This window comes from Martelella sp. AMO21009 (genome assembly GCF_053484295.1).
Genome location: NZ_JBAKFR010000005.1, coordinates 203,632 through 229,206, shown reverse-complemented (window position 1 = coordinate 229,206; position 25,575 = coordinate 203,632). Strand labels below are relative to the sequence as shown.

Here is a 25,575-nt window from a genome sequence, read left to right as displayed (position 1 = left end):
CGGATTGATGACGTCGTTTTCGGTGGATACCAGCGACAAGGGTCCCCAGATCGTCACCCGCAGCGATGAGGCCGCGCAGAAACCGCAACCTCAGCAGACCGCGGCCGTCGCGACGCCTGCACCCGCCGCTGCGCCATCGCCGCCGCCTTCCATCGAGCAATTGATCGCCAGCACCGAAACCGAGGCCGGCGTGCCGATCGACAGCTATCTCGGCGTCTCGACGGACGAGGAAGCCGCTGTCGTTGCAACCAATGCCGCGGCGCCCCTGACGCCCGCCAAGCCGAAGGTCGAGAGCCCGGCATCCGATGTCGCGACGCCGGATCCCGGTGTCGACCCGATCCAGACCGCATCGCTTCTGCCGCTGAGCGAGCCCGGCGGTGTCGCCTCGCCGCAAAAGGGCCGCTTGCCCGGCCTAATGCCGCTGGCCGAGCGTCAGTGCCGCAGTTCGCTCAGGGAAATGGGCGTGAGCTTTTCCGAGGTCGAGGCGATCGCGAACGGCAGCCAGTGCGGCATTGCCTATCCGGTCGAGCTGGAAACACTGTCGGGCAATGTCGCGGTTTCGCCCAGCGTCACGGTCAATTGCCAGACGGCGCTCGCCTTCGCCGAATGGGTCCAGAACGACGTCGCGCCCGCCGCGCGCGTGCGCTATCTCACCGGTCTGAAATCGGTGAACACGATGGGCGGCTATTCCTGCCGGCGCGTGAACAACGGCACCAACTCCCGCACATGGTCCGAACATTCGAAGGGCAATGCCATCGACGTCGGCGGCTTCACGCTCAATACCGGAAAGACCATCGACGTTTCGCCCAAGGGTTTCTTCGCATTCCGGGAGAAAGGTCTGCTGAAATCGGTCCGCGCCAGCGGTTGTGACTATTTCAACACCGTCCTGGGGCCGGGTTACCCCAAACACAACGACCACCTGCATTTCGACCTGAAGCAGCGCAATTCCGGCCGGAGCTACTGCAAGTAGGGCTCCCGCCGCACCGGCGTGGCCGCGATTTCCGCTTCGCGCTATCCTCACTTTATATTTATCGGCTTCCACCCCGTACCGGTTTCGTTTGGGGAACCGTCAACGGGCCGCGCACGCACGTCCCTGGCGGGCAAAGGCGGCGATCCTGCCATCATAAGATGCTTAAAAGCCGGTATTTTGTTAATGACAAGCCCGGAGCATCGGCATTAAGATCGGTTCAGTCGAAGGGAGCTTGAAACGGACTCGGTAGATACAGATATGAACACCAACAAAAGACTTGGTGAACACGCCTGAGAGACTTACGGAGTTAGTGAGAATGATCGCGATGTCGATCCGGATGCAGAACGATCCCTCCAAGAACGGGGACAATCCGAGCCGCGGAACGGCGGTCATCGCGCGTACCAAGCCGAAAACAAAGAAACCCAGCCTGTACCGGGTTCTCCTGTTGAATGATGACTACACACCAATGGAATTTGTCATCCATATTCTGGAGCGTTTCTTCCAGAAGGATCGCGAAGCGGCGACCCGCATCATGCTCAACGTTCACAACAACGGCGTGGGCGAATGCGGGGTCTTTACCTTTGAAGTGGCCGAAACCAAGGTCACGCAGGTGATGGATTTCGCGCGCCAGCACCAACATCCATTGCAATGTGTCATGGAAAAGAAGTGAGGAACTGATCGTGCCAACTTTCTCCCCCAGTCTTGAAAAGGCGCTGCATCAAGCTCTGACCTATGCCAACGACCGTCACCACGAATATGCGACGCTGGAACACCTCCTGCTGGCGTTGATCGACGATGGTGATGCCGCCGCCGTCATGGGCGCCTGTAATGTCGATCTCGACGCATTGCGCAAGATTGTAACCGAATATGTCGATACCGAACTTGCCAATCTGATCACCGGCTATGACGAGGATTCCAAGCCCACCTCGGGCTTCCAGCGCGTCATCCAGCGGGCGGTGATCCATGTGCAATCCTCCGGTCGCGAGGAAGTGACCGGCGCCAACGTGCTCGTCGCCATCTTCGCCGAGCGCGAGAGCCATGCCGCCTATTTCCTGCAGCAGCAGGAGATGACGCGCTATGACGCCGTGAACTACATTTCCCACGGCATCGGCAAGCGGCCGGGCTCGTCTGAAACCCGCACGCCCCGCGGCGTCAACGAGCCGGAGGAAAGCGATGCAAGCGGCCAGCGCGAGAGCGAGGACAGCGCTCGCAAGCAGCCGGATGCGCTGAAGGCCTATTGCGTCAACCTCAACGAGAAGGCGATGAACGGCAAGATCGACCCGCTGATCGGTCGTGACGCCGAGGTCAACCGCACCATCCAGGTGCTGTGCCGCCGGTCCAAGAACAACCCGCTTTATGTCGGCGATCCCGGCGTCGGCAAGACGGCGATCGCCGAAGGCCTCGCCAAGCGGATCGTTGAGGGCAAGGTGCCCGAAGCCCTGATCGATGCCACGATCTTCTCGCTCGACATGGGCACGCTGCTCGCCGGCACGCGCTATCGCGGTGATTTCGAGGAGCGGCTGAAGCAGGTCGTCAAGGAACTTGAGGAGTATGAAGGAGCGGTGCTCTTCATCGACGAGATCCACACCGTGATCGGCGCCGGCGCCACCTCGGGCGGGGCGATGGATGCCTCGAACCTGTTGAAGCCAGCGCTGTCTTCCGGAGCTATCCGTTGCATCGGTTCGACAACCTACAAGGAATACCGCCAGTTCTTCGAAAAGGACCGCGCGCTGGTGCGCCGGTTCCAGAAGATCGATGTCAACGAGCCCTCCGTGGACGATGCCATCGCGATCATGAAGGGTCTGAAGCCCTATTTCGAGGAGTACCACAACCTGCGCTACACCAACGACGCCATCAAGGCGGCGGTGGAACTGTCCGCGCGCTATATCACCGATCGCAAGCTGCCCGACAAGGCCATCGATGTGATCGACGAAAGCGGTGCGGCGCAGATGCTGCTGCCGGTCTCGCGCCGTCGCAAGATGATCACCGAAAGGGAGATCGAGGCGACGATCGCGACCATGGCGCGGATCCCGCCGAAGACCGTCTCCAAGGACGACGAGCAGGTGCTCGCCAATCTGGAGCGGGAGCTGCGCTCCGTGGTCTACGGTCAAGACAAGGCGATCGACGCGCTGGCGACCTCGATCAAGCTGGCGCGTGCCGGCCTGCGCGAACCCAACAAGCCGATCGGCTCCTACATCTTCTCCGGCCCCACGGGCGTCGGCAAGACCGAGGTGTCGAAGCAGCTTGCCTCCTCGCTGGGCGTCGAGCTTCTGCGCTTCGACATGTCGGAATACATGGAGCGACATACGGTCTCGCGCCTGCTCGGCGCGCCTCCCGGCTACGTCGGCTTCGACCAGGGCGGTCTCCTGACCGATGGCGTCGACCAGCATCCGCATTGCGTCGTGCTGCTCGATGAGATCGAGAAGGCGCATCCGGACATCTACAACATCCTGTTGCAGGTCATGGACCATGGCTCGCTGACCGACCATAACGGCAAGAAGATCGACTTCCGCAACGTCATCCTGATCATGACGACCAATGCGGGCGCTGCCGAAATGTCGAAGTCGGCGATCGGCTTCGGGTCGTCGCGTCGCACCGGCGAGGACGAAGAGGCGCTCAACCGCATCTTCACGCCGGAGTTCCGCAACCGTCTCGACGCGATCATCCCGTTCGCACCGCTGCCGACCGAGGTTATCCATCAGGTCGTGCAGAAGTTCGTCATGCAGCTCGAAAGCCAGCTTTCGGAACGCAATGTCACCTTCGAACTGGAGGACAAGGCGGTCGAATGGCTGGCCGAACGCGGTTACGACGAAAAGATGGGCGCGCGTCCGCTGTCGCGGGTCATCCAGGAGCACATCAAGAAGCCGCTCGCCAACGAGATACTGTTCGGCAAGCTGAAGAAGGGCGGCGTCGTCCGCGTCGATGTGGCCGAGAAGGATGGCAAGCCGGAACTGACGCTGGAGGCGATCCCCGAGGCCACGCCGATCAAGCCCAGCGAACTAAAGTCCGATGGTCCCAAGGGCAAGTCCGGCAAGACGGCCTCCGCCGCCGATACCTGATCATCAAGCGGGCCCGCCTTCAATCGAAGCGCGGGCCCGCTTTTAACGTGACATATTTGGCGGAACGTCTGTTCCGCCGTTCTCTTGGAATAGCACCGAGAGCGCTATTTCTCGCTCATCCCCGTTCGCGACCGCTCTGGAGGTTTTGCCGAGAAGGCCGGATTCGTCCGAGGTGGCATGAGTTGTGGGGACGGGGACATCGGCAGAGCTTGCTCCCGATTAGCTACGGAAGGTAGAAGAGGGGTTTCTGCCGGTGGCGTCTCCCGTTACGGCGATCGTCAGCGGCATGGGCTTTGCTGGCGGCAAACTCAGTTCGGGAAACAGGCGACATGAACCATGAAACACTGCTGGCCCTGTTCGGTTTCGCGGTTGCGGCCTCGTTTACGCCGGGGCCGAACAATTTCATGGTGTTCGCGTCGACGGTGAATTTCGGCTTTTTGCGCACGATCCCGCATATGGCCGGCGTCGTGATCGGCTTCATGGTGCTGCTGGCCTCGATCGGCGCCGGGCTCGGCGCGGTCGTCGCCGCCTTTCCCAGCCTTCTGACCGTCGCCAAGGTCGCCGGCGGCGCGTATCTTGTCTGGATCGCCTGGAAGATCGCCAATACTAGGCAGATGGATTCGGGGCGGACGGTTTCCGGAAGGCCGCTGACCTTCCTCCAGGCAGCCGCTTTCCAGTGGGTCAATCCGAAGGCCTGGATCATGTCGCTGACGGCAATATCGGTCTATACCTATCCGGAAGACTATGCGTTTTCGGTTGCGATGGTGTCAGGCATGTTCGGCGTGGTGTCGGTGCCGAGCCTTTCGATCTGGGGCGGTTTTGGCGCCGGACTGCGCGACTGGCTGTCTGTCGGCAACCGGCTCAGATGGTTCAACATCGCCATGGCGCTCCTACTGGTCGCCAGTCTCTGGCCGATGCTCTCCTGATAGCGCTGCGGCCAGCCGCCGGCGCGCCCGGCAAAGGCGCGACATAACCGTCCCAAGCGGGATGCCAAGCCTTTCAGCGATCTCCTCATAGCCATAGCCCTCGATATCCCTGAGGATCACGATCGTCCGGAAGTCGGGCTCGAGCGCGTCGAGCGCGGCCTCGACGCCGAGCCGGTCGATCTCGATGGCTTCCGTCGAATGGTCGGCAAGGCCGCAATCCTCGTCCAGAACCATCATCGGCAACACCCGGTCGTGGCGGCGGCGGTTGGCGTCTATGTGGCGCATGATCGCATAAAGCCAGCCGCCGAGATTTCCGCCCCGCCACTGGCTGCGGCGCTCGAAGGCGACCGTGAGCGTGTTCTGCAAAAGATCGTCTCCGTCCGCCGCCGATCCGGCCAGAGCGCCGGCCATGCGGCGGAGCTTCGGCAATTGCGCAAGTATTTCGGTTTCGAAGTCGGAATGCGACGGCGCAGCCTCAGCGCGACGCTGCGCCGTTCCGGCGCGATCATGCCGGGCGCGCCACCTGCCAGTTGCCGTGATCGGCGTTCTGGCCGGTGATGTCGCCGGATTTCTTGTCCGCAGAGCGGAAGTAGAGCGGTTCGCCATTCAATGCCCACTGTCTCTGGCCATCCTTGCGCACCACAAAGCTGTAATGTGCGAACGGTTGCGCGGATGGGTTGGCGAGATATGGGGGCCATTCCTTCGCGCAGCTACCGTAGCAAACGGATTGGTGGTTTGCGTCCTTGTCATAGGTGTAGAGCGTCTGGCCGTTCTGTCCGGCGAGAACCTGACCGTCCGGCGTGTTGATCGCCTGGAAGGTGGTGGTGCCGGCATGGGCGATCCCGGCAAAGGCTGCAAGCGCTGCGGCTGCGAGGATCGGTGTCTTCTTCATCATGGTTGTCTGTCCGTGTCGTGATAACCGCAGATTGCGGTGGTTACGTGCCATAGACACCTCAGCGCGGCGGTTTATTCCCGCGCGATGCGATTTTTTGTTGCCGAGCGGCGGCGAATCCTGCCAATTCACGCTCATGGATTTTTCACCGCAACAGGATGAAGCGCTACAGGCGGCGGCGCGCTGGCTGAAGGAAGGCCGGGCGCCGGTCTTTCGCCTTTTCGGTTTCGCCGGAACCGGCAAGACCACGCTGGCGCGCTATTTCGCAGAGCATGTCGACGGCGAGGTGCTGTTTGCCGCCTTCACCGGTAAGGCGGCGCAGGTGCTGCGCTCGCGCGGCGCCACCAATGCCCGCACCATCCATTCGCTGATCTATCGCCCCAAGGGCGAGGAGATGATAGAGGACGAGGAGACCGGCAAGACCTCGGTGTCGCCGATGTTCACTCTCAACCGCCAGAGCCCGCTCGCCAAGGCGGCGCTGATCATCATCGACGAATGTTCGATGGTGGACGAGAAGCTCGGCCAGGATCTTGTCTCCTTCGGCACGCCGGTGCTGGTGCTTGGCGATCCCGGCCAGTTGCCGCCCGTCTCCGGCGGGGGCTATTTCACCAATCACGAACCCGATTTTCTGCTAACCGAGATCCATCGCCAGGCCCGCGACAACCCGATCATCGATCTCGCCATGAAGGTGCGCGAGGGCAATGAGATCGGCTATGGCGATTACGGCCTCGCGCAGGTGATCTCCAAGCACGATGTCACCCAGGATCTGGTGCTGGATGCCGATCAGGTTCTGGTCGGCACCAACCGCACAAGGCGGCGCTATAACCAGCGGCTGCGCGAGCTGAAGGGTTTTTCGCAGGTCCACCCGCAGGCCGGCGACAAGCTTGTCTGCCTCAGAAACGATCCGGCCAAGGGCCTGCTCAACGGTTCGCTCTGGAAGGTGATGTCCGCCTCGCGCGAAACGGTGAAGCCCGGCATCAACCTGCTGGTGAACCCGGAGGAGGACGATCCCGATCGCGGCGCGTCTCGCATCAAGCTCCTCAAGGCGGCGTTCGAAGACAGCGAAACCGAAATTCCGTGGTCGACGAAAAAACGCTATGATGATTTCGACTACGGCTATGCGCTGACCGTCCACAAGGCCCAGGGCTCGCAGTGGAACAATGTCGTGCTGTTCGATGAAAGCTGGGCGTTTCGCGATACGCGGGAGCGCTGGCTCTATACGGCGATCACCCGCGCGGCCGAAAAACTGACCATCGTCATGTAAAGACGCAACCGTGTATTGCCGCAAGGCGCGCTTTGGCGCATACACGGCGAGGCGCCTTTCGGCGCGGTACATCTGGAGGGAGCCATGGTCGCCAAGCTTTCCGTTAACCTGAATGCGATTGCCCAGTTGCGCAACCGGCGCGATCTGCCGTGGCCGAGCGTGCACCATTTCGGCAGGATCGCCCTTGAAGCGGGCGCGCATGGCCTGACGGTGCATCCGAGGCCCGACCAGCGCCATATCCGGTTTTCCGATCTTCCGGTGCTGCGGGCGCTGATCGATGACGAGTTCCCGCAGGCGGAGTTCAATATCGAAGGCTATCCAAGCGATTTCTTTATCGGGCTCTGTCTGGAAACCGAGCCCGAGCAGGTGACGCTGGTGCCGGATGACCCGGCCCAGGCAACTTCCGACCATGGCTGGAAATTCGCCGATCATCGCGACCTGCTGAAGAAGTCGGTCGAGAAGCTCAAGAAGAAGAATATCCGGGTTTCGATGTTCGCCGATGGCGACGCGAGCGCTGCCGAGCTCGACGCGGCGCGCGAAAGTGGAGCGGACCGGATTGAACTCTATACCGGCCCTTATGGCGCGTGTTTCGATGATCCCGACAGGGAGGCCGCGCTCGCCAGGCAGTTGGGCGAGACGGCCGGTCTTGCGCTCGAACGCGGCCTTGGCGTCAATGCCGGCCACGACCTGACCGTCGCCAACCTTCCGCCGCTTGTGGCCGCGATACCGGATCTGGCGGAGGTCTCGATCGGCCATGGCCTGACCGCCGACGCGCTGGAATACGGCATGGCGGAGAGCGTGAGGCGCTTCCGCCATGCCTGTGGCGAACCGGTCTGAGCTGGCGCTGCTTCAGGCGGACAGGGCTTCGCGGTTGTTCTCGAAGAAGGCGCGAAGCGGCTTCGGCTTGCGACCGGTGAGGCATTCGAAATCATCATTGACGATGTCGAAATTGCCGGCGCGGATATTGTCGTCCGTGCTGACGAGCATGTCCACGAGGAAGGGCGGCAGGCCCGCGCATTCCAGGGTCTTGCGCAGCGCGGCGCTGTCGACATGCTGCACCGCGAGCGGCTTGCGGCTGAATTCGCGCGCCAGCGCGGCAACATCCTCGATGGTGTGGCCTTCGGGGCCGACGAGCGTGTAGATCGCGTTCCCATCGGTTTCCGCAATCAGAGCCGCGGCCAGCGCCCGGGCGCAATCCTCGTGGGCGATGTAGCTGAGCTTGCCCTGGCCCGCCGCCGACATGATCACGCCGTGCTCCAGCGCCTGCGGCAGGCTCATCAGCAGGTTTTCCTGATACCAGGTGTTGCGCAGGATGGTGTAGCCGAGGTCGCTTTCCTTGACCGCCCTCTCGCTCCCCAGATGATCGCCCGCGAAGCTGATGAGCGAGTTCTCGGGGCCCGGCATCGAGGTATAGACGATATGGCGCGCGCCGGCCGCCTTGGCGGCTTTGACGGCAGCGCTGTGCTGGGCGACCCGATCGACCCCGGGGAAAACGGCATCCGTTGAGATGATGGCCACCCGCTCGGCCCCTTCGAAGGCGGGGCCCAGGGTTTCGGGCGCATTGAAATCGGCGTGCCGCACCACCACGCCTTTCTCGGCATAGTCGGCAAGCTTGGTCACGTCGCGGGTGGCGGCGATGATCCGGGCGGGGTCTTTGCCGGAGGCCAGAAGAAAGTCCAGCGTTTGGCGGCCAAGCTTTCCGGACGCGCCGGTGACGAGGATTGTCGGGTTGTTCATGGGTGGTATCCCGATTAGAGTAAAGCTATGATAGAACTATAGTCTCAAAAAGAGACCGTAATTCATCTAATATGACCGTCGCCGTTGTAAAGACGGGTTTTATTTGTGCGGTGGTTACACGGTTGTGACCGGGAGAAAGAAATGGCCGACGATCTTCGCTTGTGGAGTCGCGCGCAGCTTGCCGAGATCATCGCTGACGATGGGGTCGGGAACTGCCCGGTGCGCGATGTGCTCAATCAGGTTTCCGGAAAATGGAGCAGCCTGCTGCTGATGGCGCTTTCGAGCGGACCGCTGCGCTTTGCCGAACTCAAGCGCATGACGCCGGACATCTCGCAACGCATGCTCACCAAGACATTGAGAGACCTTCACCGCGACGGTTATATCACCCGCACCGTGTTTCCCACCAAGCCGCCGAGGGTCGTATACGAACTGACGGAGACGGGCCGGTCGTTTCTCGAACCGTTCTCGCTGCTGGTCACCTGGGCGAAGGAAAACCACAGGCAGATCAGCGAGGCGCGCAGCGCATTCGATCGCGCCGAAAACGAGATGATCTTCTGATCTGGCAAAAATAAACGCCCCGGAGCAGGGGGTGCCGGGGCGTTTACTTGGGGGTCACTTACGAACTTATAGACAAGAAACGCAGTCCGTGTCCGTCTGGTTCCCATCTATGGTTAATTTTCCGGCGATTTGAAGGCAAAGCGGATTCCTGCGCTTGTCGAGATGAAGCGCATAATTGCCGTTCGTGCTGGAAGTTGCCTTGAAATGCCGAAGGGGAGCTGTGTCAGAAGCTGCGGCCAAGCCCGATGCCGCCATAGGTCAGGCCGCTGTTGGGGGAGGCGAAATCGGCGTTCGAGGAATGGCGCACCGTCGCCGTCAGGCTCCAGTTTTCATCGAGATTGACGCCGAGCGCGAGATATTCGTGGAACAGGAGGTGCGAGCCGACGCCGGGTCCGCGGCCGCCCTCGTCAATATCGGCGTTGGTCAGCGCGCCGCCGAAGCCGATATCGGCGAAAGTCGGTCCCAGCAACGGAAACTTCCAGCTCGCGCCTGCCATGATCTGCGATGATTCGTCGTCGGTCGAGATGCTGGCGCTCAGGAAGAAACGGGGGTGGAAAACCTTGTCGAACCCTTCCCGGCCTTCGCTGTGCAGCGGATCGAAGAACACACTCGGAATCAGGAAGACGCCGCTTTCGAAATCCGATTTGGCGCCGAGCGAGGCAGCGACCTCGAAGCGCACCTCATCGAAGATGCTGTCGGTGGAGACTGGCGCGGCAGAACCGCTCACGCCATTCATATCGGCGGCTGACGCGGAGGTTGCTGTTACCAGAGCGACCGCAAGGCCCGCTGCCGATTTGGAAAACCTATTCAAATACATAAGAACGATCCAGTGGAATCACGTGGGCAGCAAGGATGCGCTGCTTCGATTTTGACACATTACTGACCATTCTTGCTTTGCCGTCAAGCCAAATATGGTTAATTTCAGGCAGTCTCCAACTGGCCCAGCGCCGCCTCGAAAAGACGGCGACCGTCCGTGCCGCCATGGGCCGGTTCGATCAGGTTTTCGGGGTGCGGCATCATGCCGAGCACGTTGCCGGCTTCGTTGACAAGGCCCGCGATGTCGTTGACGGAGCCGTTGGGGTTGGTGCCATCGGCATAGCGGAACGCCACCTGACCGCGATCTTCGAGCGCCGCAAGCGTGTCGGCATCGGCGAAGTAATTGCCGTCATGATGGGCGACCGGGCAGCGGATCACCTCGCCGGCGGCATAGCCGCTGGTGAAGACCGTGCGGTTATTGGCAACCTTCAGGCGGACCTCGCGGCACACGAATTTCAGCGATGCATTGCGCATCAGCGCGCCGGGCAGAAGACCGGCCTCGAGCAGGATCTGGAAGCCGTTGCAGACGCCGATGACGCGCACGCCCGCGCGCGCCTTCTCGGCAACCGCGCGCATGACCGGCATGCGGGCGGCAATCGCGCCGCAGCGCAGGTAATCGCCATAGGAGAAGCCGCCGGGGATCACGATCAGGTCGACATCCGGCAGCTCGGTCTCGGTCTGCCAGACGGTGACCGGTTCGGCCCCGGAAATCTGCTTGAGGGCTGCGAACATGTCGCGGTCGCGGTTAAGGCCGGGAAGCTGGATGAGAGCGGATTTCATGGCAAACCCCGATCAGTTCAGCTCGATGGCGTAGTTTTCGATCACCATATTGGCCAGCAGCTTCTCGCACATTGCCGCGACGTCGGCTTCCGCCTTGGCACGGTCATCGGTGTCGAGCGAGAGGTCGAAGACCTTGCCCTGGCGCGCGCCGGACAGGCCGTCGAAGCCCAGGCCATGCAGCGCGCCTTCGATCGCCTTTCCCTGCGGATCGAGTACGCCGTTTTTCAAGGTGACGATGACGCGTGCGTTGATCACTGGCTTAACCTCAGCTTGTGTTCGAAAATTCTATTTGACCAGGACGGGGCCGGCGGCGCGCGCCGGCTCGTTCTCATTCATGATTCCGAGCCGGCGGGCGACCTCGGAATAGGCGCTGGCAGCAACGCCGTCGCTGCCCTCGACGCGCGAATCGAGACGCTGGCGGGTCGCCAGATCCATCAGGCGACAGCTGTCGGGCGAGATCTCGTCGGCCAGGATGATGCGCATCATGTCGCCCTCGAACAGACGGCCGCATTCGATCTTGAAATCGACGAGCTGCATGCCGGCGCCAAGAAACAGGCCGGACAGGAAGTCGTTTATCCGGATCGCCAGCGCCATCATGTCGTCGAGCTCGGGCGGCGATGCCCAGCCGAAGGCGGTGATGTGTTCCTCGGTCACCAGCGGGTTGCCGAGCTCGTCGGAATTCAGGCTGAACTCGACGATCGAGCGGGGCAGAGGAACGCCCTCTTCGATGCCGAGCCGGCGCGACAGCGAGCCGGCGGCGATATTGCGCACGGTCACGATCAGCGGGATCATCTCCACTTCGCGCACCAGTTGCTCGCGCATGTTGAGGCGGCGGATGAAATGGGTGGGAATACCGATCGCATTCAGATGCCCGAAGACATATTCCGAAATGCGGTTGTTCAGAACACCCTTTCCGTCGATCACGTCGGCGCCCGCACCCGGTTCGGTGCTGGCGTCGTCCTTGAAGAACTGGATCAGGGTTCCGGGCTCGGGGCCCTCGTACAGGACCTTACCCTTGCCTTCATAAACCCGGCGGCGACGACTCATCTCTGTCTCGTATACGTTGGCGCAAAATGCGCTGAAATCATCAGTTTCGCTGCAATAGCGAGTTTGCGCCGCTTTCTCAATCAAAACCACGTGTTTTTCAAGGCAATTGCGGTTTTGCACGATTTGCTGACGACAAAGCGTCGCATGCGGACAAATTTTGAAGAAAATACCGGTTTTTTTCTTCTCAATCGCGCCGAGTCATACCATCTTAGGTAAGTAGGACTATCAGGGAGGCCGACATGGCAGATCGAATCTTTGCAGACCGCGGGCGCGCGCACGAGGCCGCCTATACGGCGGAACAGCATGCGCATTTCAATACGCTCGCCCGGCGCAACCGCATGCTGGCAAACTGGGCGGCAGGACTTTTGGACCGTGAAGGCGACCAGGCCTATATCAGCGAAGTGATGGCGAGCCATTTCATCGAGGCTGGCGATGCGGATCTGACGGGCAAGCTGATGGCGGACTTCAAAGCCGCCGGCGTCGAAATGGACGAGCAGACCATTCACGCCAAGCTGAACGAGTTCATGATCGCGGCCGCCGCTCAGGAAAAGGGCTCGGCTTGATTTGGCTTGAGCGGTCGCGGCTTTTTGGGAAGGCGTGACCGCTCTGCTTCTTTTTCGAGGCGCGGCCGATCGGGCCGCTCCCCGCGCATCGCTCAGCCGAGTTTCACGATCCTGACAGTCTCGCCCGCTTCAACTGCCTTGGCATGAGGCGGGCGGATGATCAGGCAATCCGCTTCGGCAAGCGTGGCCTGCAGGGATGAATCCTGCCGCGCGAAGGGCGCGACCCGGCCCTCGGGGTCGAAGCGGCCGCGCATATAGTGCTGGCGCGGGCCGTTTTCCGCGAGCGTGGACGCGGCGATGGCGGTGGTCTCGCGCTGGCGCGGCGGGAAGTGTCCGACATGGCGGATCAGCGGTTCGGCAAAGAGCAGGGCGCAGACGAAGCTCGAGACCGGGTTGCCGGGCAGGCCGAGCACCCGCATGTCTGCGAGCCGGCCGACCATCAGCGGCTTTCCCGGCCGCATCGCGATCTTCCAGAAATCGAGTTCCATGCCCATCGCGGAAAGCGTGGGGCGGATCAGGTCGTGATCGCCGACCGACGCGCCGCCGATCGTCACCAGAATATCAACCTTCGCCTCGACCGCCTTTTCCACGGCCCTACGGATCGCCGATTCGCTGTCGCCGGCAATGCCGAGATCGATGACGTCCGCGCCATTGTTGCGGGCAAGTGCTGTAATGGCGACACTGCCGGACGCCGAAATCTGGCCGGGGCCGGGAAGCGTGCCGGGCGGCACGAGCTCATTGCCCGTAGCAAGCACGGCGATGCGTGGTCGCCGGAAGACGGAAAGCGTTGCGTGGCCACCGGCTGCGGCAAGCGAAAGCGCTCGGGCGTCCAGCGCGCGGCCGTGGCTGAGCAGGATATCGCCGTCGGCAAAATCCTGTCCGGCCTCCCGGACATTGTCGCCCACGGCGGCAGCGGTTTTGAAGAAGACGCCGGCATCGCCGCGCTTTTCGGTATTTTCCTGTATCACCACGCTGTCGGCGCCTTGCGGCAACGGCGCTCCGGTGAAAATCCGCATCGCGGTTCCGGCGGTCACATGCGCATCCGGCATCGCGCCGGCGGCGACCTCGCCGATGACCTGAAGCTCCGCGCCTGCGGGCCCGATATCGGTAGCGCGCACCGCATAGCCATCCATGGCGGAGGCCGAAAAGGGCGGTTGGGTTATTCGGGAGACGATATCCTCGCCAAGCACGCGCTCACTGGCCTCCGCGAGCGCCACGGTTTCCGTGTCGCTCACCCGCGGCGCATGCTCCAGCAGGATCTCGCCGGCTCTTTCAACGCTCAGCAGGGGATCGGCCATGGCTCAGGCTCCGCGTTTGAAGTCGCCGCTTGCGCCGCCGGATTTCTCGACCAGCCGTATCGCGCCGATTTCCATTTCGCGGTCGGCGGCCTTGGCCATGTCGTAGATCGTAAGGCAGGCGACGGAAACCGCAGTCAGCGCCTCCATCTCCACGCCGGTCTTGCCCGAAAGCGAAGCGGTGGCGACGACCCTGAGACCCGGAAGCGCCGCGTCGGCTTCGATGTCGACGGCGATCTTTGTCAACATCAGCGGATGGCAGAGCGGGATGAGGTTGGCGGTCTGTTTTGCGCCCATGATTCCCGCCAGCCGGGCGGTGGCGATGACGTCGCCCTTCTTGGCGTTGCCGCTTTCGATCAGCGCGAGCGTTTCGGGCTTCATCCGCACATGGCCTTCCGCCGTGGCGGAGCGGACGGTTTCGGCCTTGGCGCCGACATCGACCATGCGGGCCTCGCCGCTCTCTGCGATATGGGTCAGTCCGGCGGGCTTGTCGGTCATGGCGCGGCCTCGGCTGTGCCCTTCAGCAGCGCACGGGTGGCGGCGGCGATATCGTCCTTGCGCATCAGGCTCTCGCCCACGAGGAAGGTGGAGATGCCGACCTTTTTCAGCCGCAGGCAGTCATCATGAACGAAAATGCCGCTTTCGCCGACGATCAGCCGGTCATCCGGGATCATCGGAACGAGCCTTTCGCTGGTCTCGAGCGAGACGTCGAAGGTGCGCAGATTGCGGTTGTTGATGCCGATCAGCGGCGAGGAGAGCTTCAGCGCCCGCTCGCATTCGGCCTCGTCGTGGACCTCGATCAGCGCGTCCATGCCAAGTTCGAACGCGGTCTCCTCCAGAATCCGGGCCTCGTCATCGGAAAGGCTCGCCATGATGATCAGGATGCAATCGGCCTGCCAGGCGCGGGCCTCGTAGACCTGATAGGGCTCGAACATGAAATCCTTTCGGAGCGCGGGAAGGGCGCAGGCCGCCTTGGCGGCGGCGAGGAATTCCGGCGCGCCCTGGAAGCTTGGCGTATCGGTCAGCACCGAGAGGCAGGCCGCGCCGCCCTCCTCATAGGACGCGGCGAAGGCCGGCGGATCGAAATCGGGGCGGATCAGACCCTTGGAGGGGCTCGCCTTCTTGATTTCTGCGATCAGGCCGAAATCGCCCGCAGCCTTCCTGGCGAAAAGCGCATCGGCAAAGCCGCGCGGTTGATCGAGATCGCGGATCCGGGCCTTCAGCTCATCGAGCGGCACGGTGCTCTTCGCAGCGGCGATTTCCTCGCGCTTGTAGGCTTCGATCTTCTTCAGGATATCGGTCATGGCCGGGCCTCATGTTCTGGCTTGCGGTTCGACACGGCCACCAGACGGTCGAGCGCAAGCGCGGCCTTGCCGCTTTCCAGCGCATCCGTGGCAATCGCCATGCCATCGGCGATCGTGTCTGCCTTGCCCGCGACCACAAGAGCCGCTGCGGCATTGCAGAGCGCGATATCGCGATAGGCATTCTTCTCGCCGGCAAGCACCCTGCGCAGCGCCGCCGCGTTGACCTTGCCATCACCGCCGCGCAAGGCCTTGAGTTCGACCTGCGGAACGCCGAAGTCGGCGGGCGACAGCGTGAATTCGCGGATCTTGCCGTCGGCAAGCTCGGCCACCAGCGTCTCGCCCGTCGTGGTGATCTCGTCAAGGCCCTGGCCGTGGACGACCCAGACCTTTTCCGACCCATGGTCGTGCAGAACCTCGGCAAGCGGACGCACCCATTCGGCGGAGAACACGCCGAGCAATTGCCGCTTGACGCCTGCGGGATTGGAAAGCGGGCCGAGCAGATTGAAGATCGTGCGGGTGCCGAGCTCGACGCGCGACGGGCCGACATGGCGCATGGCGGCGTGGTGCTTCTGCGCAAACATGAAGCCGATACCGGCCTCTTCCAGACAGGCCTCGATCAGGGCCGGCGTGATATCGAGATCGACGCCGAGCTCCGACAGGCTGTCGGCAGTGCCTGAACGGGAGCTGAGCGCGCGGTTGCCGTGCTTGGCGACCGTGACCCCGGCGCCGGCGGTTATGATCGCCGCCAGCGTCGAGATGTTGTAGGTCCCCGCGCCATCGCCGCCGGTGCCGACGATGTCGATGGCATCGGCCGGCGCTTTGACGGGGGTCATCTTGGCGCGCATGGTCGAGACGGCGCCGACGATCTCGTCGACCGTTTCGCCTTTGACCCTCAGCGCCATCAGGAAACCGCCGATCTGCGAGGGCGTGGCCTCGCCCGACATCAGCAGATCGAAGGCCCGGCGGGCTTCGTCACTGGTAAGCGACTGGCCGCTTGCGACTTTCGCGATGAAGGGCTTCAGCTCGGACATTGTTCGCTCTTCTTATCTGAGGTTGATCGCCTGCTGGGCCAGCGTCTGGTTGATCGTGACGCCGTATTCGCCCTGCAGCTTGTTGATCATTTCGTCGAGAATGTCATCGCCCGCATAGGATGCGATGGCATTGACCGCCTGGTCGTCGCCGGATGCCGCCAGCGTGCCGACCGGGTTGACGACGGCCACGACCTTCAGCACCACCTGTTCGGTGCCGCTGTCGCGCGGCGCGGTGGCCACGGTGCCCAGCGGACCGCTGAAGGCGGCGGCGACGGCTTCCGGGCCGAGATCGTCATTCTGCGTGGTGCGGGTGACGGAGGTCACGCTGTTGACGTCGATCGCCAGTTCATCGGCAATCTGCTGCAGGCTCTCGCCGTCCTCGACGCGCGCCTGCAACTCGTTCGCCTTGTCGGCCAGGGCCTCGCGCTGCTGCTCGGCCGCCCAGTCGACCTCCACCTGGCTGCGGACCTCGTCGAATTCGCGGTCGCGCGACGGGGTGATGTCGACGACCTCATACCAGACGACGCCGCCGTCATTGAGCGTGAGCGGCAGGTTCTCGACGCCGATATCGCTGTCGAAGGCTGAGGCAACGAGTTCGGTGCCGAGCGGAATATCGGCAACGGGAGTGCCGCTTTCATCATTGCCCTGGGCGTCGATGGCGTCGATGGTCACCGGCTCAAGGCCCAAGCTTTGGGCTGCTTCGGCCATCGATGCGCCGCCAGCGCGCTGGTCCTCATACTGGTTCTCGACATTCAGGATATCGTCCGTGGCCTGCTGCTCGGCGAGTTCCTGGCGGATCCGGTCCTTGACCTCGTCGAACGGCGTGACCTGTTCGGGCGAGATCGCGGTGACGCGCAGGATCACCGGGCCGAAATTGCCCTGGACGACTTCGCTGGTGCCGCCCTCGTTCTCGATGGCGAAGGCCGCCTCGTCGATCGTCGGGTCCGGAAACTGGCCCTTGCGATAGATGCCGAGGGTCACGTCGCCGGTTGTCTTGCCCTGTTCGCTGATAAGCTGGTCGAATGTCTTGGTGCCGTCGGCAAGCGCCTGGGCGGCCTGTTCGGCTTCGGCCTGATCGGAGAAGGTGAGCTGCTGGATGCGGCGCTCCTCCGGCGTGGTGAAGCTTGAAATCCGGGCGTCGTAATCCTCGCGCACGGCGGCATCGGTGATAGCGTCCGGATCGGCGATATCGGACGGATGCAATGCGACGTAGGAAACCTTGCGATATTCCGGCGCGCGATAGGCGGCCTTGCGCTGCTCGAACCATGGCTTCAGCACCTCGTCGCCCGGCGATTTCACCGGCTCGATGAAGGCGTTGTTCAGCACGATGTAATCGACGCCGCGCGACTGGTTGCGGTATTCGCTGATGGCGTCCACCAGCGTTTTCGGCGGGACGAAGCCGTCGGCAATGCCATCGACGACCTGGGAGCGCACGGCGACCTTGGAGCGTTCGGCGACATAGTCATCCTCGTTGAGGCCGACATTGCGCAACAGTGCGCTGAAGCGCTGACGGTCGAAACGGCCGTCGGCGTTCTGGAAGGCGGGGTCCTGGGCGATGATTTCGGCCAGCCGGTCTTCGGAGAGGCCGAGATTCATATCGTCGGCGAGCTGATCGAGCGCGGCGCCGGCAACGAGCTGGGCATTGACCTGCTGGTCGACGCCGATCATGCGGGCTTCCTCGCCGGTCAGCCGCCGGCCGAACTGGTTGCTGAGGCTGTTTAGCTGGCGCTGATAGGCGAGGCGGTATTCATTGGCCGAGACGGTCTTGTCGCCGACCTTGAGCACCACATCGGAATTGCCGGACAGGAACGCGCTCGACGCCCCCCATACGCCGAAGGAGATGATCAGCAGGATCAAGAGGAGTTTCGCGACCCAGGTCTGGGCGCCTTTGCGCATTGTCTCTAGCATTCTTGTGCAGTCCCTGTTGCCGGTCCTTCGGTTTTGTGACGCTTCATAGACGAAGATGCAACCGAATTGAAGCCGCAGATGCAATGGCCGGCCGGGCAGGGGCGATAACCGATCATTAACCATAAATGTTAAGCATGTTTGCAAAAGCACGCATGGCAATAGGTTCTTAAGGTCCTGCAACCAGAATCACCCCAGTTTTGGAAAGGCGGCCGATTCCCCGAATGCGCGGATCGGGTCGCAAGGGGTGGGTAATGCGTGGTTTGAGATTTCGGCAGGGCGCTGCCAGAGCATTGTTTCTGAGTTCCTCCGCACTTCTGGTCGCCTGGAGCGCGCCAGGTATGGCCGCCGACTTCAACTGGACAGGCGCGACCTCCACCGACTGGTACGCGACGGAGAACTGGACCGTGGACGGCAGCCAGCCGTCGCTTCCGCCGAAATCCGGTGATAACGTAACCATCAATACGCTGAACAATGCGCCGGTGCTGACCCCCGACCGCGGCACGGAATACATAAGCAACTTCATCGTGGGCGACACGGCGGCCGGCAAGCTAACCTCCAACGCCACGGTCAGCGGCGAGGTGGTGACCCTCGGCGCATCCGCCGGCGGCAACGGCACTGTCATCGTTCAGGGCGCCGGCAGCGCGATCCAGTTCGACAAGCTCATCACGGTCGGCGGTGCCGGTACCGGCTCGCTGACGATGCAGTCCGGCGCGAAGGGGCAGACCGGCGCAATCACCATCGGCAACGCGGCAAGCGGCGAGGGAACCTTCAGCCTCGACGGCGCGGGAACGGAGATGCGCACCTACGGCACCGGCGCCAACAGTGTGGTGATCGGCAATCTGGGCACGGGCACGCTCAACGTTACCGGTGGGGCCAAATTCGAATCGAATCAGACGATCATCGGACAGGGCGCCGGCGGGGACGGCGCGGTAACGATCTCCGGCGCGAACTCGGAATGGAACGGCTATGGCGATCTCACGGTCGGGCAGTCCGGAACCGGCTCGGTGACCGTGAACAATGGCGGCCACGCGATCAGCGGCTCGCTCAGCATCGGCCAGAACGACAGCTCCACCGGAAACACCGCGACGGTGACCGGCGCGGGCTCGCTCTGGAACGTCTACAATGACATCGCAATCGGCGGCAGCGTCGCCGGCGGCGGCTCCGGCGGCGAAGGCTCGCTCTCCGTTCTCGCCGGAGCGACGATGACCGCCAGCAACATGACGGTCGGTTATGTCAGCGGCGGTGAAGGCACGGTCACGATCGATGGCGCGGGCACGCAGCTGCAGCTTTCGGCGGCGCTGAAGGTCGGCAATTCCGGCGATGGCGGCCTTACCGTATCGGACGGTGCGACGGTTACCGCTGATTACGCGATGCTGGGCGTCAATGCGACCGGGTATGGCGGTGCCGTGATTACCGGCGACGGCAGCAGCGTGACGCTGACCAACCGGATGACGGTGGCCGCCAAGGGCGATGGCGCGCTCGGCATTTTCGATGGCGCCACGCTGAATTCCAATGGCGGCGTGATCGGCCGCGATGCCGACAGCGAGGGCGCCGTTGCGCTGACGACCGGCGGGGTCTGGACAAACACCTCCAATCTCACCGTCGGACAGGATGGCGCAGGCCTTCTCGGCATCGCCAGCGGCGCGAAGGTGACCAACAAGACAGCCGTGCTCGGGGCATCGGCAACCGGGAGCGGCGGGGTGCTGGTCGCGGGAGCCGGCTCAAGCTGGGACGTCGATGGCAGCATCACCGTCGGCGAAAGCGGCACAGGTCTGTTCTCCGTCACCACCGGGGCGACGGCCACCAGTACGGCGAGCGTTGTGGCCGATGCGGCGGGATCGTTCGGCCTCGCCGAAGTCTATGGCGGCAGTTGGACGGTCAATGGCGATCTTGTGGTCGGCAATGGCGGCTCCGGCGTTCTCGACGTAGCAGAGAACGGCATCGTCACGGCCGATAGCCTGATTCTTGCCGCAGAGAGCGGTTCGCAGGGCGGCCTCGTCATCGGCGGCATTCCCGGTGTCGGCAGCGCTGTCGCGCCGGGCGAAGTGGCGATACCCACCGTCGCTTTCGGCGAGGGCACCGGCCTTATCGTCTTCAATCACACCTCATCTGATTATGTCTTCGCGCCGACCATCAGCGGGGCGGGGCAGATAGCTGCGTTGTCCGGCACCACGATCCTGACTGCCGACAACACCAATACAGGCCTGACGACGATCGGCTCCGGCGCTGAAATCCAGGTAGGCGCGGGCGGCACGACGGGAACGCTCGGCGGCGATGTCGCGGTGGATTCCGGCGGTACTCTGAGCTTTGCCCGCTCCGACGATATCGAATTCCGCGGCGCGCTGAGCGGCTCCGGCGCTCTGGTGCAGAAGGGACCGGGCGAGCTCAACCTTTCCACCGACAGCGCGGATTTTACCGGTTCGCTTGAAGCGGCCGGCGGCACGCTCGACATCGACGCCGACCTGCGCGGCGCGACCGTGAAAGTGGCCTCCGGCGCGACGCTTGGCGGTTCCGGCGTCATCGGCGATACCCATGTGAGCACAGGCGGCACGTTCCGCGGCGGCGACAGCAAGGGGTCGATCACGGTCGACGGCGATCTCGATTTCGATCCCGACGCGACCTATGTCGCCGTGATCGCGATCAATCAGGAGCCGGCTGTCGTCACAGGCATCGTCGCCTTCGATGACACCGCGATCGATCTCGATTTCGATCAGGGCGGGGTGCTGAAGAAGGAATATACGCTGCTCCAGGCCGGCAACCTGACCGGCACCTACGATCCATCGCTTGATTCGTTGCCCTCCCAGTTCCGCGGAACGATCACCGACGAGGACAATGCGCTGAAGCTCGGCCTTGCCTATGTCGGCGGCAATTTCAACTTCTCGGCGCTCGGGCAGGGCGTCAACACGGCGCTCGTCAATGCCTTCAACGATGGCGTTCCGCTGCAGGGCACGCTTGCGGCTGGCATGCTGCAATCCGGCCAGGCCTACGAGGCGGCGATGACCACGCTGGGCGGCGAACTCGGCATCAACGCGACGATGACGGCGACGCTCGGCATGGACAATTTCCTGCGCCGCTCCTCCAATCCCAACCGCTTGCTCGCCGGCTGGCGGCCGATCGAGAAGGATAGCGATGAGGACGCGGTGCAGAATGCGCCGGCGGCGACATCGGGTCTCGCCTACTGGGCGGTCGGCGGCTATGACGGCTATGCTGGCGCTGCCGGCGATCCGCGCTGGGACTGGTCCGCGGCGCGACGCAATGGGATTTACGCCGCGCTCAACCCGGTCAACACCGGCTGGCTCGAATATAATGGCGGCAGTTCGAGCGTTGACGGCAACGCGCAGGCCGGCAATTCCGGCGCCGATATCGACAGCAGCATGCTCGAGGGCGGCTATCTGGCGCGGCTCGACGATGCAAACGCGATCGGCATCATATTCGGCGGCGGCAGCTCGACCTACAAGCAGACGGAGCAGGACGGCAAGGCGGATTCGCAAAGCTTCCACGCCGCCATCAACGGCGTCACCCAGAACAAGGAAGGGTTTTATGCGACCGCTGCCCTCGGCGGCGGCGTTGACAGCATCGACACCAAACGCACGGTCGCCTTCGGCGATGCCGTCGACCAGTTGCGCGGCTCCTATTCGGCGACCACTGTCGGCGGGCGGATCGAGGCGGGCGGCCGCATCGTCCAGAACGGCGTGGCGCTGATGCCGTTCGTCGGGGCGAGCGTGGTCTACACCCACGCGCCTGATTATCAGGAAGAGGTCGAGGCCGGTTATGGCAATGCCGCGCTTGCCTATTCCGATGTGGGCCTGTTCCGCGGCACTGTCGAGGCCGGGCTCGGCTTCGATACCGCCGCCGGCGACGTGGCGCGCCGGTTCGCGCTCAATGGCCGCGTTTCCTATCTCTACCGCTATGGCGGCGGCGGCGATGCCAGCGCGCGCTTCCTGGCGTTGCCGGGCTACGGCTTCTCGATCTCCAGCAATGCGCCCACCGGCAGCGCCGTTGCCGCCAATGTCGCTGCCAGGATCCAGCTCACCTCGCAGGCTGACCTCAGCCTTGGCGCCTATGGCGAATGGGGCGCGGGCTATTCGGCGCTGATCGCCTCGGCGAAACTGCGTTACGTCTGGTAGGTCTTCGCGCAAGCCCGTGCGCTCCTTCTTGAGGCGCGGGCGTTTCTGTGCCATCAAGAGCGCCGAAAAGGAGGGGCCATGTCTCTTTCCCACCGTCCTCTTGATCATCTTGTCCTGCCGGTCGTCGATCTCGCGACCGCGCGGCTCAGGCTTTCCGCCCTCGGTTTTGCCGTGGCGCCGGAGGCGCGGCATCCGTTCGGTACGGAAAATGCCTGCGTCTACTTCTCCGATTCGACCTATCTGGAGCCGATCGCGATCGCCGACCAGCAGATCTACGATCAGAATTTCCCGAAATCCGAATTCGTGCGCCGCGACCGCGCCTATCGCTTCCGCAACGGCGATGACGGGCTCTCGGCCATCGTCTTCAAGAGCGAGGATGCGCAAGCTGATCATTCGGATTTCGCTGAAGCCGGACTTGGGGTCGGCGATCTTTTCAGCTTCTCCCGGCCATACAAGCTTGCCGACGGAACGGAAGCGGTTGCCGGCTTCCGGCTCGCTTTCGCCGCCGATCTGCGTGCGCCGGATCTGTTCTTCTTCACCTGCGAACGCCTGCAGGCGCTTGCCCCCGATGAAACCCTCATGGGCCATCAGAACGGGGTGACCGGCATTTCGGGAATTCTGCTCGGCGCGGACTATCCGATGGAATTCGAGCCGTTGTTGCAGTCGCTCACCCGCGCCGGCGAGGCCGATATCCATCCCGACGGTTTCACCACGGATGCGCTGACGGCCAGGTTCTCGGTGTTTTCTCACGACAATCTCGAACGGCAGCACGGCATCGCGCGGTCGGGCACGGAGCGCGGGCTTGAAGCCGCCGCCGTGGTGTTCGAGGTGGCCGATCTGGAAAACCTTGCCGATATTCTAAAAACCAACGAAATCGCCTCACGGCAGGCCGGCGAGAGCATCGCCGTGCCGCCGGCGCCCGGCCAGGGCGTGACCTTCATATTCAGGGAAAGCTAGAATGACCCACCGAACCGTGACCGCCGGCGCTGGCGAAAAAGCCGTCAGCTTCAGCAACGCCGGAAAGCTGTCGCTGATCGCCGGACCGTGCCAGATGGAAAGCCGCGATCACGCCTTCATGGTGGCCGGCCGGCTCTCCGAAATCTGTGCTGCGGCCGGCATCGCGCTGGTCTACAAATCCTCTTTCGACAAGGCCAACCGCACATCGCTCAAGGCGACGCGCGGCATGGGGCTCGACAAGTCGCTCGAGGTCTTCGCCGACCTGAAGAAGGAATTCGGCTTTCCGGTTCTGACCGACATTCACACCGAGGAGCAATGCGCCGAGGTGGCGACCGTCGTCGACGTTCTGCAGATCCCGGCCTTCCTGTCGCGCCAGACCGATCTTCTGGTCGCCGCCGCCAAGACCGGCCGCGTGATCAACGTCAAGAAGGGCCAGTTCCTGGCGCCCTGGGACATGAAGAACGTGCTCGCCAAGATCGTCGACAGCGGCAATGACAATGTCCTTCTGTGCGAGCGCGGTGTTTCCTTCGGCTACAACACGCTGGTCTCCGACATGCGCGCTCTGCCGATCATGGCATCGACCGGCGCGCCGGTGATCTTCGACGCCACCCATTCGGTGCAGCAGCCGGGCGGGCAGGGCGGTTCCACCGGCGGGCAGCGCGAATTCGTCGAGACGCTGGCGCGCGCGGCGGTCGCCGTCGGCGTCGCCGGCGTTTTCATCGAGACCCATGAGGACCCGGACAACGCGCCGTCCGATGGCCCGAACATGGTGCCGCTCGACGACATGCCGCGGCTTCTGGACAAGCTTCTGGCTTTTGACGCCATTGCCAAGGGAAGGTAAGTTCTTTCGAAATCGGACGATCGTGCCGCAAATATGCGTGGCTTGATCGCCAAAATCATTCATTCGTCATAGTGCTGGCGCACGAACTGCATTAAGCAGAATTCCAGCGACGCGGTCCGCCTGCCCAAGGGGCGGACCCTCGCAAAGCTCCAGCGCTTCGACGCGGTCGTTTCAATTTCTTGTAGCAAGGTCGACAGGTAGACAGACATGACGACAATCACCGACATTCTCGCCCGTGAAATCCTCGACAGCCGTGGCAATCCCACGGTCGAGGTCGATGTGTATCTGGAAGACGGCACGATCGGCCGCGCCGCCGTTCCCTCCGGCGCCTCCACCGGCGCCCACGAGGCCGTGGAGCTGCGCGATGGCGGCGAACGCTATCTTGGCAAGGGCGTTGAAAAGGCGGTCGACGCCGTCAACAACGAAATCCTTGAGGCGATTGTCGGTCTCGACGCCGAAAACCAGATGGAAATCGATCAGACCATGATCGAGCTTGACGGCACCTCCAACAAGGGCCGCCTCGGCGCCAACGCCATTCTCGGCGTATCGCTCGCCACCGCCAAGGCTGCGGCCACCGCCTGCGGCCTGCCGCTCTACCGCTATGTCGGCGGCGCTTTTGCCCATCTGATGCCGGTTCCGATGATGAACATCATCAATGGCGGCGAACATGCCGACAATCCGATCGACTTCCAGGAATTCATGATCATGCCGATCGGCGCCGATACGCTGCGTGATGCGGTGCGCACGGGTTCGGAAATCTTCCACACGCTGAAGAAGGAATTGTCCGCCGGCGGTTACAACACCGCGATCGGCGACGAGGGCGGCTTCGCGCCGGCGCTTCCGAGCACAACTTCGGCGCTCGACATCATCATGAAGTCGATCGAAAAGGCCGGCTACAAGCCGGGCGAAGACGTCTATCTCGCCATGGACGCGGCCTCGACCGAATTCTACAAGGGCGGCAAATACGTGATGGAAGGCGAGGGCAAGACGCTCGATTCCGGCGAGATGGCCGCCTATCTCGCCGATCTTATCGGCAAATACCCGATCTTCTCGATCGAGGACGGCCTTGCCGAGGATGACTGGGACGGCTGGAAGGAACTGACGTCGCTGATCGGCGACAAGTGCCAGCTCGTCGGCGACGACCTGTTCGTCACCAACACCAAGCGCCTGAAGGACGGCATCAAGATGGGGGTCGGCAATTCGCTGCTCGTCAAGGTCAACCAGATCGGCTCGCTCACCGAGACGCTCGACGCCGTCGAGACCGCCCACAAGGCCGGTTACACCTCGGTCATGTCGCACCGTTCGGGCGAAACCGAGGACGCCACCATCGCCGACCTCGCGGTCGCCACCAATTGCGGCCAGATCAAGACCGGCTCGCTGTCGCGCTCGGATCGTCTGGCAAAGTACAACCAGCTCATCCGCATCGAGGAAGAGCTCGGCGGCCAGGCCGTCTACGCCGGCCGGTCGATCCTGAAGGGTTGATATTTTCGAGGGGCGGCG

At 63.0% G+C, this 25,575-nt stretch carries 25 protein-coding genes; 12 read left to right on the top strand and 13 right to left on the bottom strand.

Going from position 1 to position 25,575, the window contains the following annotated elements; translation table 11 throughout:
- Positions 1-7: 7 nt before the first annotated feature.
- The 4 genes from V6766_RS08905 to V6766_RS08890 all read left to right on the top strand — a co-directional run bounded on the left by V6766_RS08905 (position 8) and on the right by V6766_RS08890 (position 4,955).
- Positions 8-970 carry an extensin-like domain-containing protein gene (locus V6766_RS08905; RefSeq protein WP_448465581.1) on the top strand — a complete coding sequence of 321 codons (963 nt, stop codon included), beginning with the start codon at positions 8-10 and terminating at the stop codon, positions 968-970.
- Positions 971-1,286: 316 nt separating this feature from the next.
- A complete protein-coding gene (gene clpS, locus V6766_RS08900) occupies positions 1,287-1,640 on the top strand; it encodes an ATP-dependent Clp protease adapter ClpS (RefSeq protein WP_018063049.1) in 354 nt (117 codons plus the stop codon).
- Positions 1,641-1,650: 10 nt separating this feature from the next.
- The gene (gene clpA, locus V6766_RS08895; RefSeq protein WP_448465579.1) at positions 1,651-4,029 is read left to right on the top strand and encodes an ATP-dependent Clp protease ATP-binding subunit ClpA; all 2,379 of its coding nucleotides are present in this window, start codon (positions 1,651-1,653) and stop codon (positions 4,027-4,029) included.
- A 329-nt stretch (positions 4,030-4,358) separates the two neighbouring features.
- Entirely contained in the window at positions 4,359-4,955 is a 597-nt protein-coding gene (locus tag V6766_RS08890; protein WP_448465577.1) for a LysE family translocator, read from the top strand.
- Here V6766_RS08890 and V6766_RS08885 read toward each other — a convergent pair.
- A complete protein-coding gene (locus V6766_RS08885; protein ID WP_448465575.1) occupies positions 4,920-5,561 on the bottom strand; it encodes an RNA polymerase sigma factor in 642 nt (213 codons plus the stop codon). The genes V6766_RS08890 and V6766_RS08885 overlap by 36 nt on opposite strands.
- On the bottom strand, positions 5,461-5,850 hold the full coding sequence (locus V6766_RS08880) for a COG4315 family predicted lipoprotein (protein WP_448465573.1): 390 nt from the start codon (positions 5,848-5,850) through the stop codon (positions 5,461-5,463). The genes V6766_RS08885 and V6766_RS08880 overlap by 101 nt, the downstream gene beginning before the upstream one ends.
- A 133-nt stretch (positions 5,851-5,983) precedes the next feature.
- Here V6766_RS08880 and V6766_RS08875 point away from each other — a divergent pair, with 133 nt between their 5' ends.
- Both V6766_RS08875 and V6766_RS08870 read left to right on the top strand, forming a co-directional pair.
- Positions 5,984-7,111: an ATP-dependent DNA helicase gene (locus V6766_RS08875; protein ID WP_448465571.1), complete on the top strand. Its 1,128-nt coding sequence runs from the start codon at positions 5,984-5,986 to the stop codon at positions 7,109-7,111.
- Between the two features lie 84 nt (positions 7,112-7,195).
- The gene (locus tag V6766_RS08870) at positions 7,196-7,948 is read left to right on the top strand and encodes a pyridoxine 5'-phosphate synthase (RefSeq protein WP_448465569.1); all 753 of its coding nucleotides are present in this window, start codon (positions 7,196-7,198) and stop codon (positions 7,946-7,948) included.
- A 12-nt stretch (positions 7,949-7,960) separates the two neighbouring features.
- Here V6766_RS08870 and V6766_RS08865 read toward each other — a convergent pair whose 3' ends face one another.
- Positions 7,961-8,848 (bottom strand): SDR family oxidoreductase, encoded by an 888-nt coding sequence (locus V6766_RS08865; protein WP_448465567.1) that lies wholly within the window; start codon positions 8,846-8,848, stop codon positions 7,961-7,963.
- A gap of 141 nt (positions 8,849-8,989) precedes the next feature.
- On the opposite strand from V6766_RS08865, the gene V6766_RS08860 reads away from it, so the two are divergent.
- Positions 8,990-9,406, top strand: coding sequence for a winged helix-turn-helix transcriptional regulator (locus tag V6766_RS08860; RefSeq protein ID WP_448465565.1), 417 nt, complete (start codon positions 8,990-8,992; stop codon positions 9,404-9,406).
- A 223-nt stretch (positions 9,407-9,629) separates the two neighbouring features.
- On the opposite strand, the gene V6766_RS08855 is transcribed toward V6766_RS08860, so the two are convergent.
- The 4 genes from V6766_RS08855 to V6766_RS08840 form a co-directional block, all read right to left on the bottom strand.
- Entirely contained in the window at positions 9,630-10,133 is a 504-nt protein-coding gene (locus tag V6766_RS08855; RefSeq protein ID WP_448465562.1) for an acyloxyacyl hydrolase, read from the bottom strand.
- A 194-nt stretch (positions 10,134-10,327) separates the two neighbouring features.
- Positions 10,328-11,002, bottom strand: a complete 675-nt coding sequence (gene purQ, locus V6766_RS08850) for a phosphoribosylformylglycinamidine synthase subunit PurQ (RefSeq protein WP_448465560.1) — start codon at positions 11,000-11,002, stop codon at positions 10,328-10,330.
- A 12-nt stretch (positions 11,003-11,014) separates the two neighbouring features.
- Positions 11,015-11,257: a phosphoribosylformylglycinamidine synthase subunit PurS gene (gene purS, locus V6766_RS08845; protein ID WP_448465558.1), complete on the bottom strand. Its 243-nt coding sequence runs from the start codon at positions 11,255-11,257 to the stop codon at positions 11,015-11,017.
- A gap of 30 nt (positions 11,258-11,287) precedes the next feature.
- Entirely contained in the window at positions 11,288-12,049 is a 762-nt protein-coding gene (locus V6766_RS08840; RefSeq protein ID WP_448465556.1) for a phosphoribosylaminoimidazolesuccinocarboxamide synthase, read from the bottom strand.
- A gap of 239 nt (positions 12,050-12,288) precedes the next feature.
- On the opposite strand from V6766_RS08840, the gene V6766_RS08835 reads away from it, so the two are divergent.
- Positions 12,289-12,612, top strand: a complete 324-nt coding sequence (locus tag V6766_RS08835; protein WP_448465554.1) for a DUF1476 domain-containing protein — start codon at positions 12,289-12,291, stop codon at positions 12,610-12,612.
- 92 nt (positions 12,613-12,704) lie between these two features.
- Here the strand turns inward: V6766_RS08835 and V6766_RS08830 are convergent, their stop codons facing one another.
- From V6766_RS08830 to V6766_RS08810, 5 genes are read right to left on the bottom strand one after another with little or no spacing between them, the layout of a single operon-like run.
- Positions 12,705-13,910, bottom strand: a complete 1,206-nt coding sequence (locus tag V6766_RS08830; RefSeq protein WP_448465552.1) for a molybdopterin molybdotransferase MoeA — start codon at positions 13,908-13,910, stop codon at positions 12,705-12,707.
- Between the two features lie 3 nt (positions 13,911-13,913).
- Positions 13,914-14,405, bottom strand: coding sequence for a cyclic pyranopterin monophosphate synthase MoaC (gene moaC, locus V6766_RS08825; protein WP_448465550.1), 492 nt, complete (start codon positions 14,403-14,405; stop codon positions 13,914-13,916).
- The gene (gene trpC, locus V6766_RS08820) at positions 14,402-15,211 is read right to left on the bottom strand and encodes an indole-3-glycerol phosphate synthase TrpC (RefSeq protein WP_448465548.1); all 810 of its coding nucleotides are present in this window, start codon (positions 15,209-15,211) and stop codon (positions 14,402-14,404) included. The genes moaC and trpC overlap by 4 nt, the downstream gene beginning before the upstream one ends.
- On the bottom strand, positions 15,208-16,242 hold the full coding sequence (trpD, locus tag V6766_RS08815; RefSeq protein ID WP_448465546.1) for an anthranilate phosphoribosyltransferase: 1,035 nt from the start codon (positions 16,240-16,242) through the stop codon (positions 15,208-15,210). Before trpD ends, trpC begins: the two co-directional genes overlap by 4 nt.
- 12 nt (positions 16,243-16,254) lie before the next feature.
- Entirely contained in the window at positions 16,255-18,150 is a 1,896-nt protein-coding gene (locus V6766_RS08810) for a SurA N-terminal domain-containing protein (protein WP_448465544.1), read from the bottom strand.
- Between the two features lie 251 nt (positions 18,151-18,401).
- On the opposite strand from V6766_RS08810, the gene V6766_RS08805 reads away from it, so the two are divergent.
- The 3 genes from V6766_RS08805 (at position 18,402) to kdsA (ending at position 24,075) form a co-directional block, all read left to right on the top strand.
- Positions 18,402-22,277, top strand: a complete 3,876-nt coding sequence (locus V6766_RS08805) for an autotransporter domain-containing protein (protein ID WP_448465542.1) — start codon at positions 18,402-18,404, stop codon at positions 22,275-22,277.
- Between the two features lie 78 nt (positions 22,278-22,355).
- On the top strand, positions 22,356-23,234 hold the full coding sequence (locus V6766_RS08800) for a VOC family protein (protein ID WP_448465540.1): 879 nt from the start codon (positions 22,356-22,358) through the stop codon (positions 23,232-23,234).
- A 1-nt stretch (position 23,235) separates the two neighbouring features.
- Positions 23,236-24,075, top strand: coding sequence for a 3-deoxy-8-phosphooctulonate synthase (gene kdsA / locus V6766_RS08795; protein ID WP_448465538.1), 840 nt, complete (start codon positions 23,236-23,238; stop codon positions 24,073-24,075).
- Positions 24,076-24,134: 59 nt separating this feature from the next.
- Here kdsA and V6766_RS08790 read toward each other — a convergent pair whose 3' ends face one another.
- On the bottom strand, positions 24,135-24,284 hold the full coding sequence (locus tag V6766_RS08790; protein WP_448465536.1) for a hypothetical protein: 150 nt from the start codon (positions 24,282-24,284) through the stop codon (positions 24,135-24,137).
- Between V6766_RS08790 and eno the strand changes: the two genes are divergently transcribed.
- Positions 24,283-25,557: a phosphopyruvate hydratase gene (eno, locus tag V6766_RS08785; protein ID WP_448465534.1), complete on the top strand. Its 1,275-nt coding sequence runs from the start codon at positions 24,283-24,285 to the stop codon at positions 25,555-25,557. The two genes, V6766_RS08790 and eno, sit on opposite strands and share 2 nt — an antisense overlap.
- Positions 25,558-25,575 lie beyond the last annotated feature (18 nt).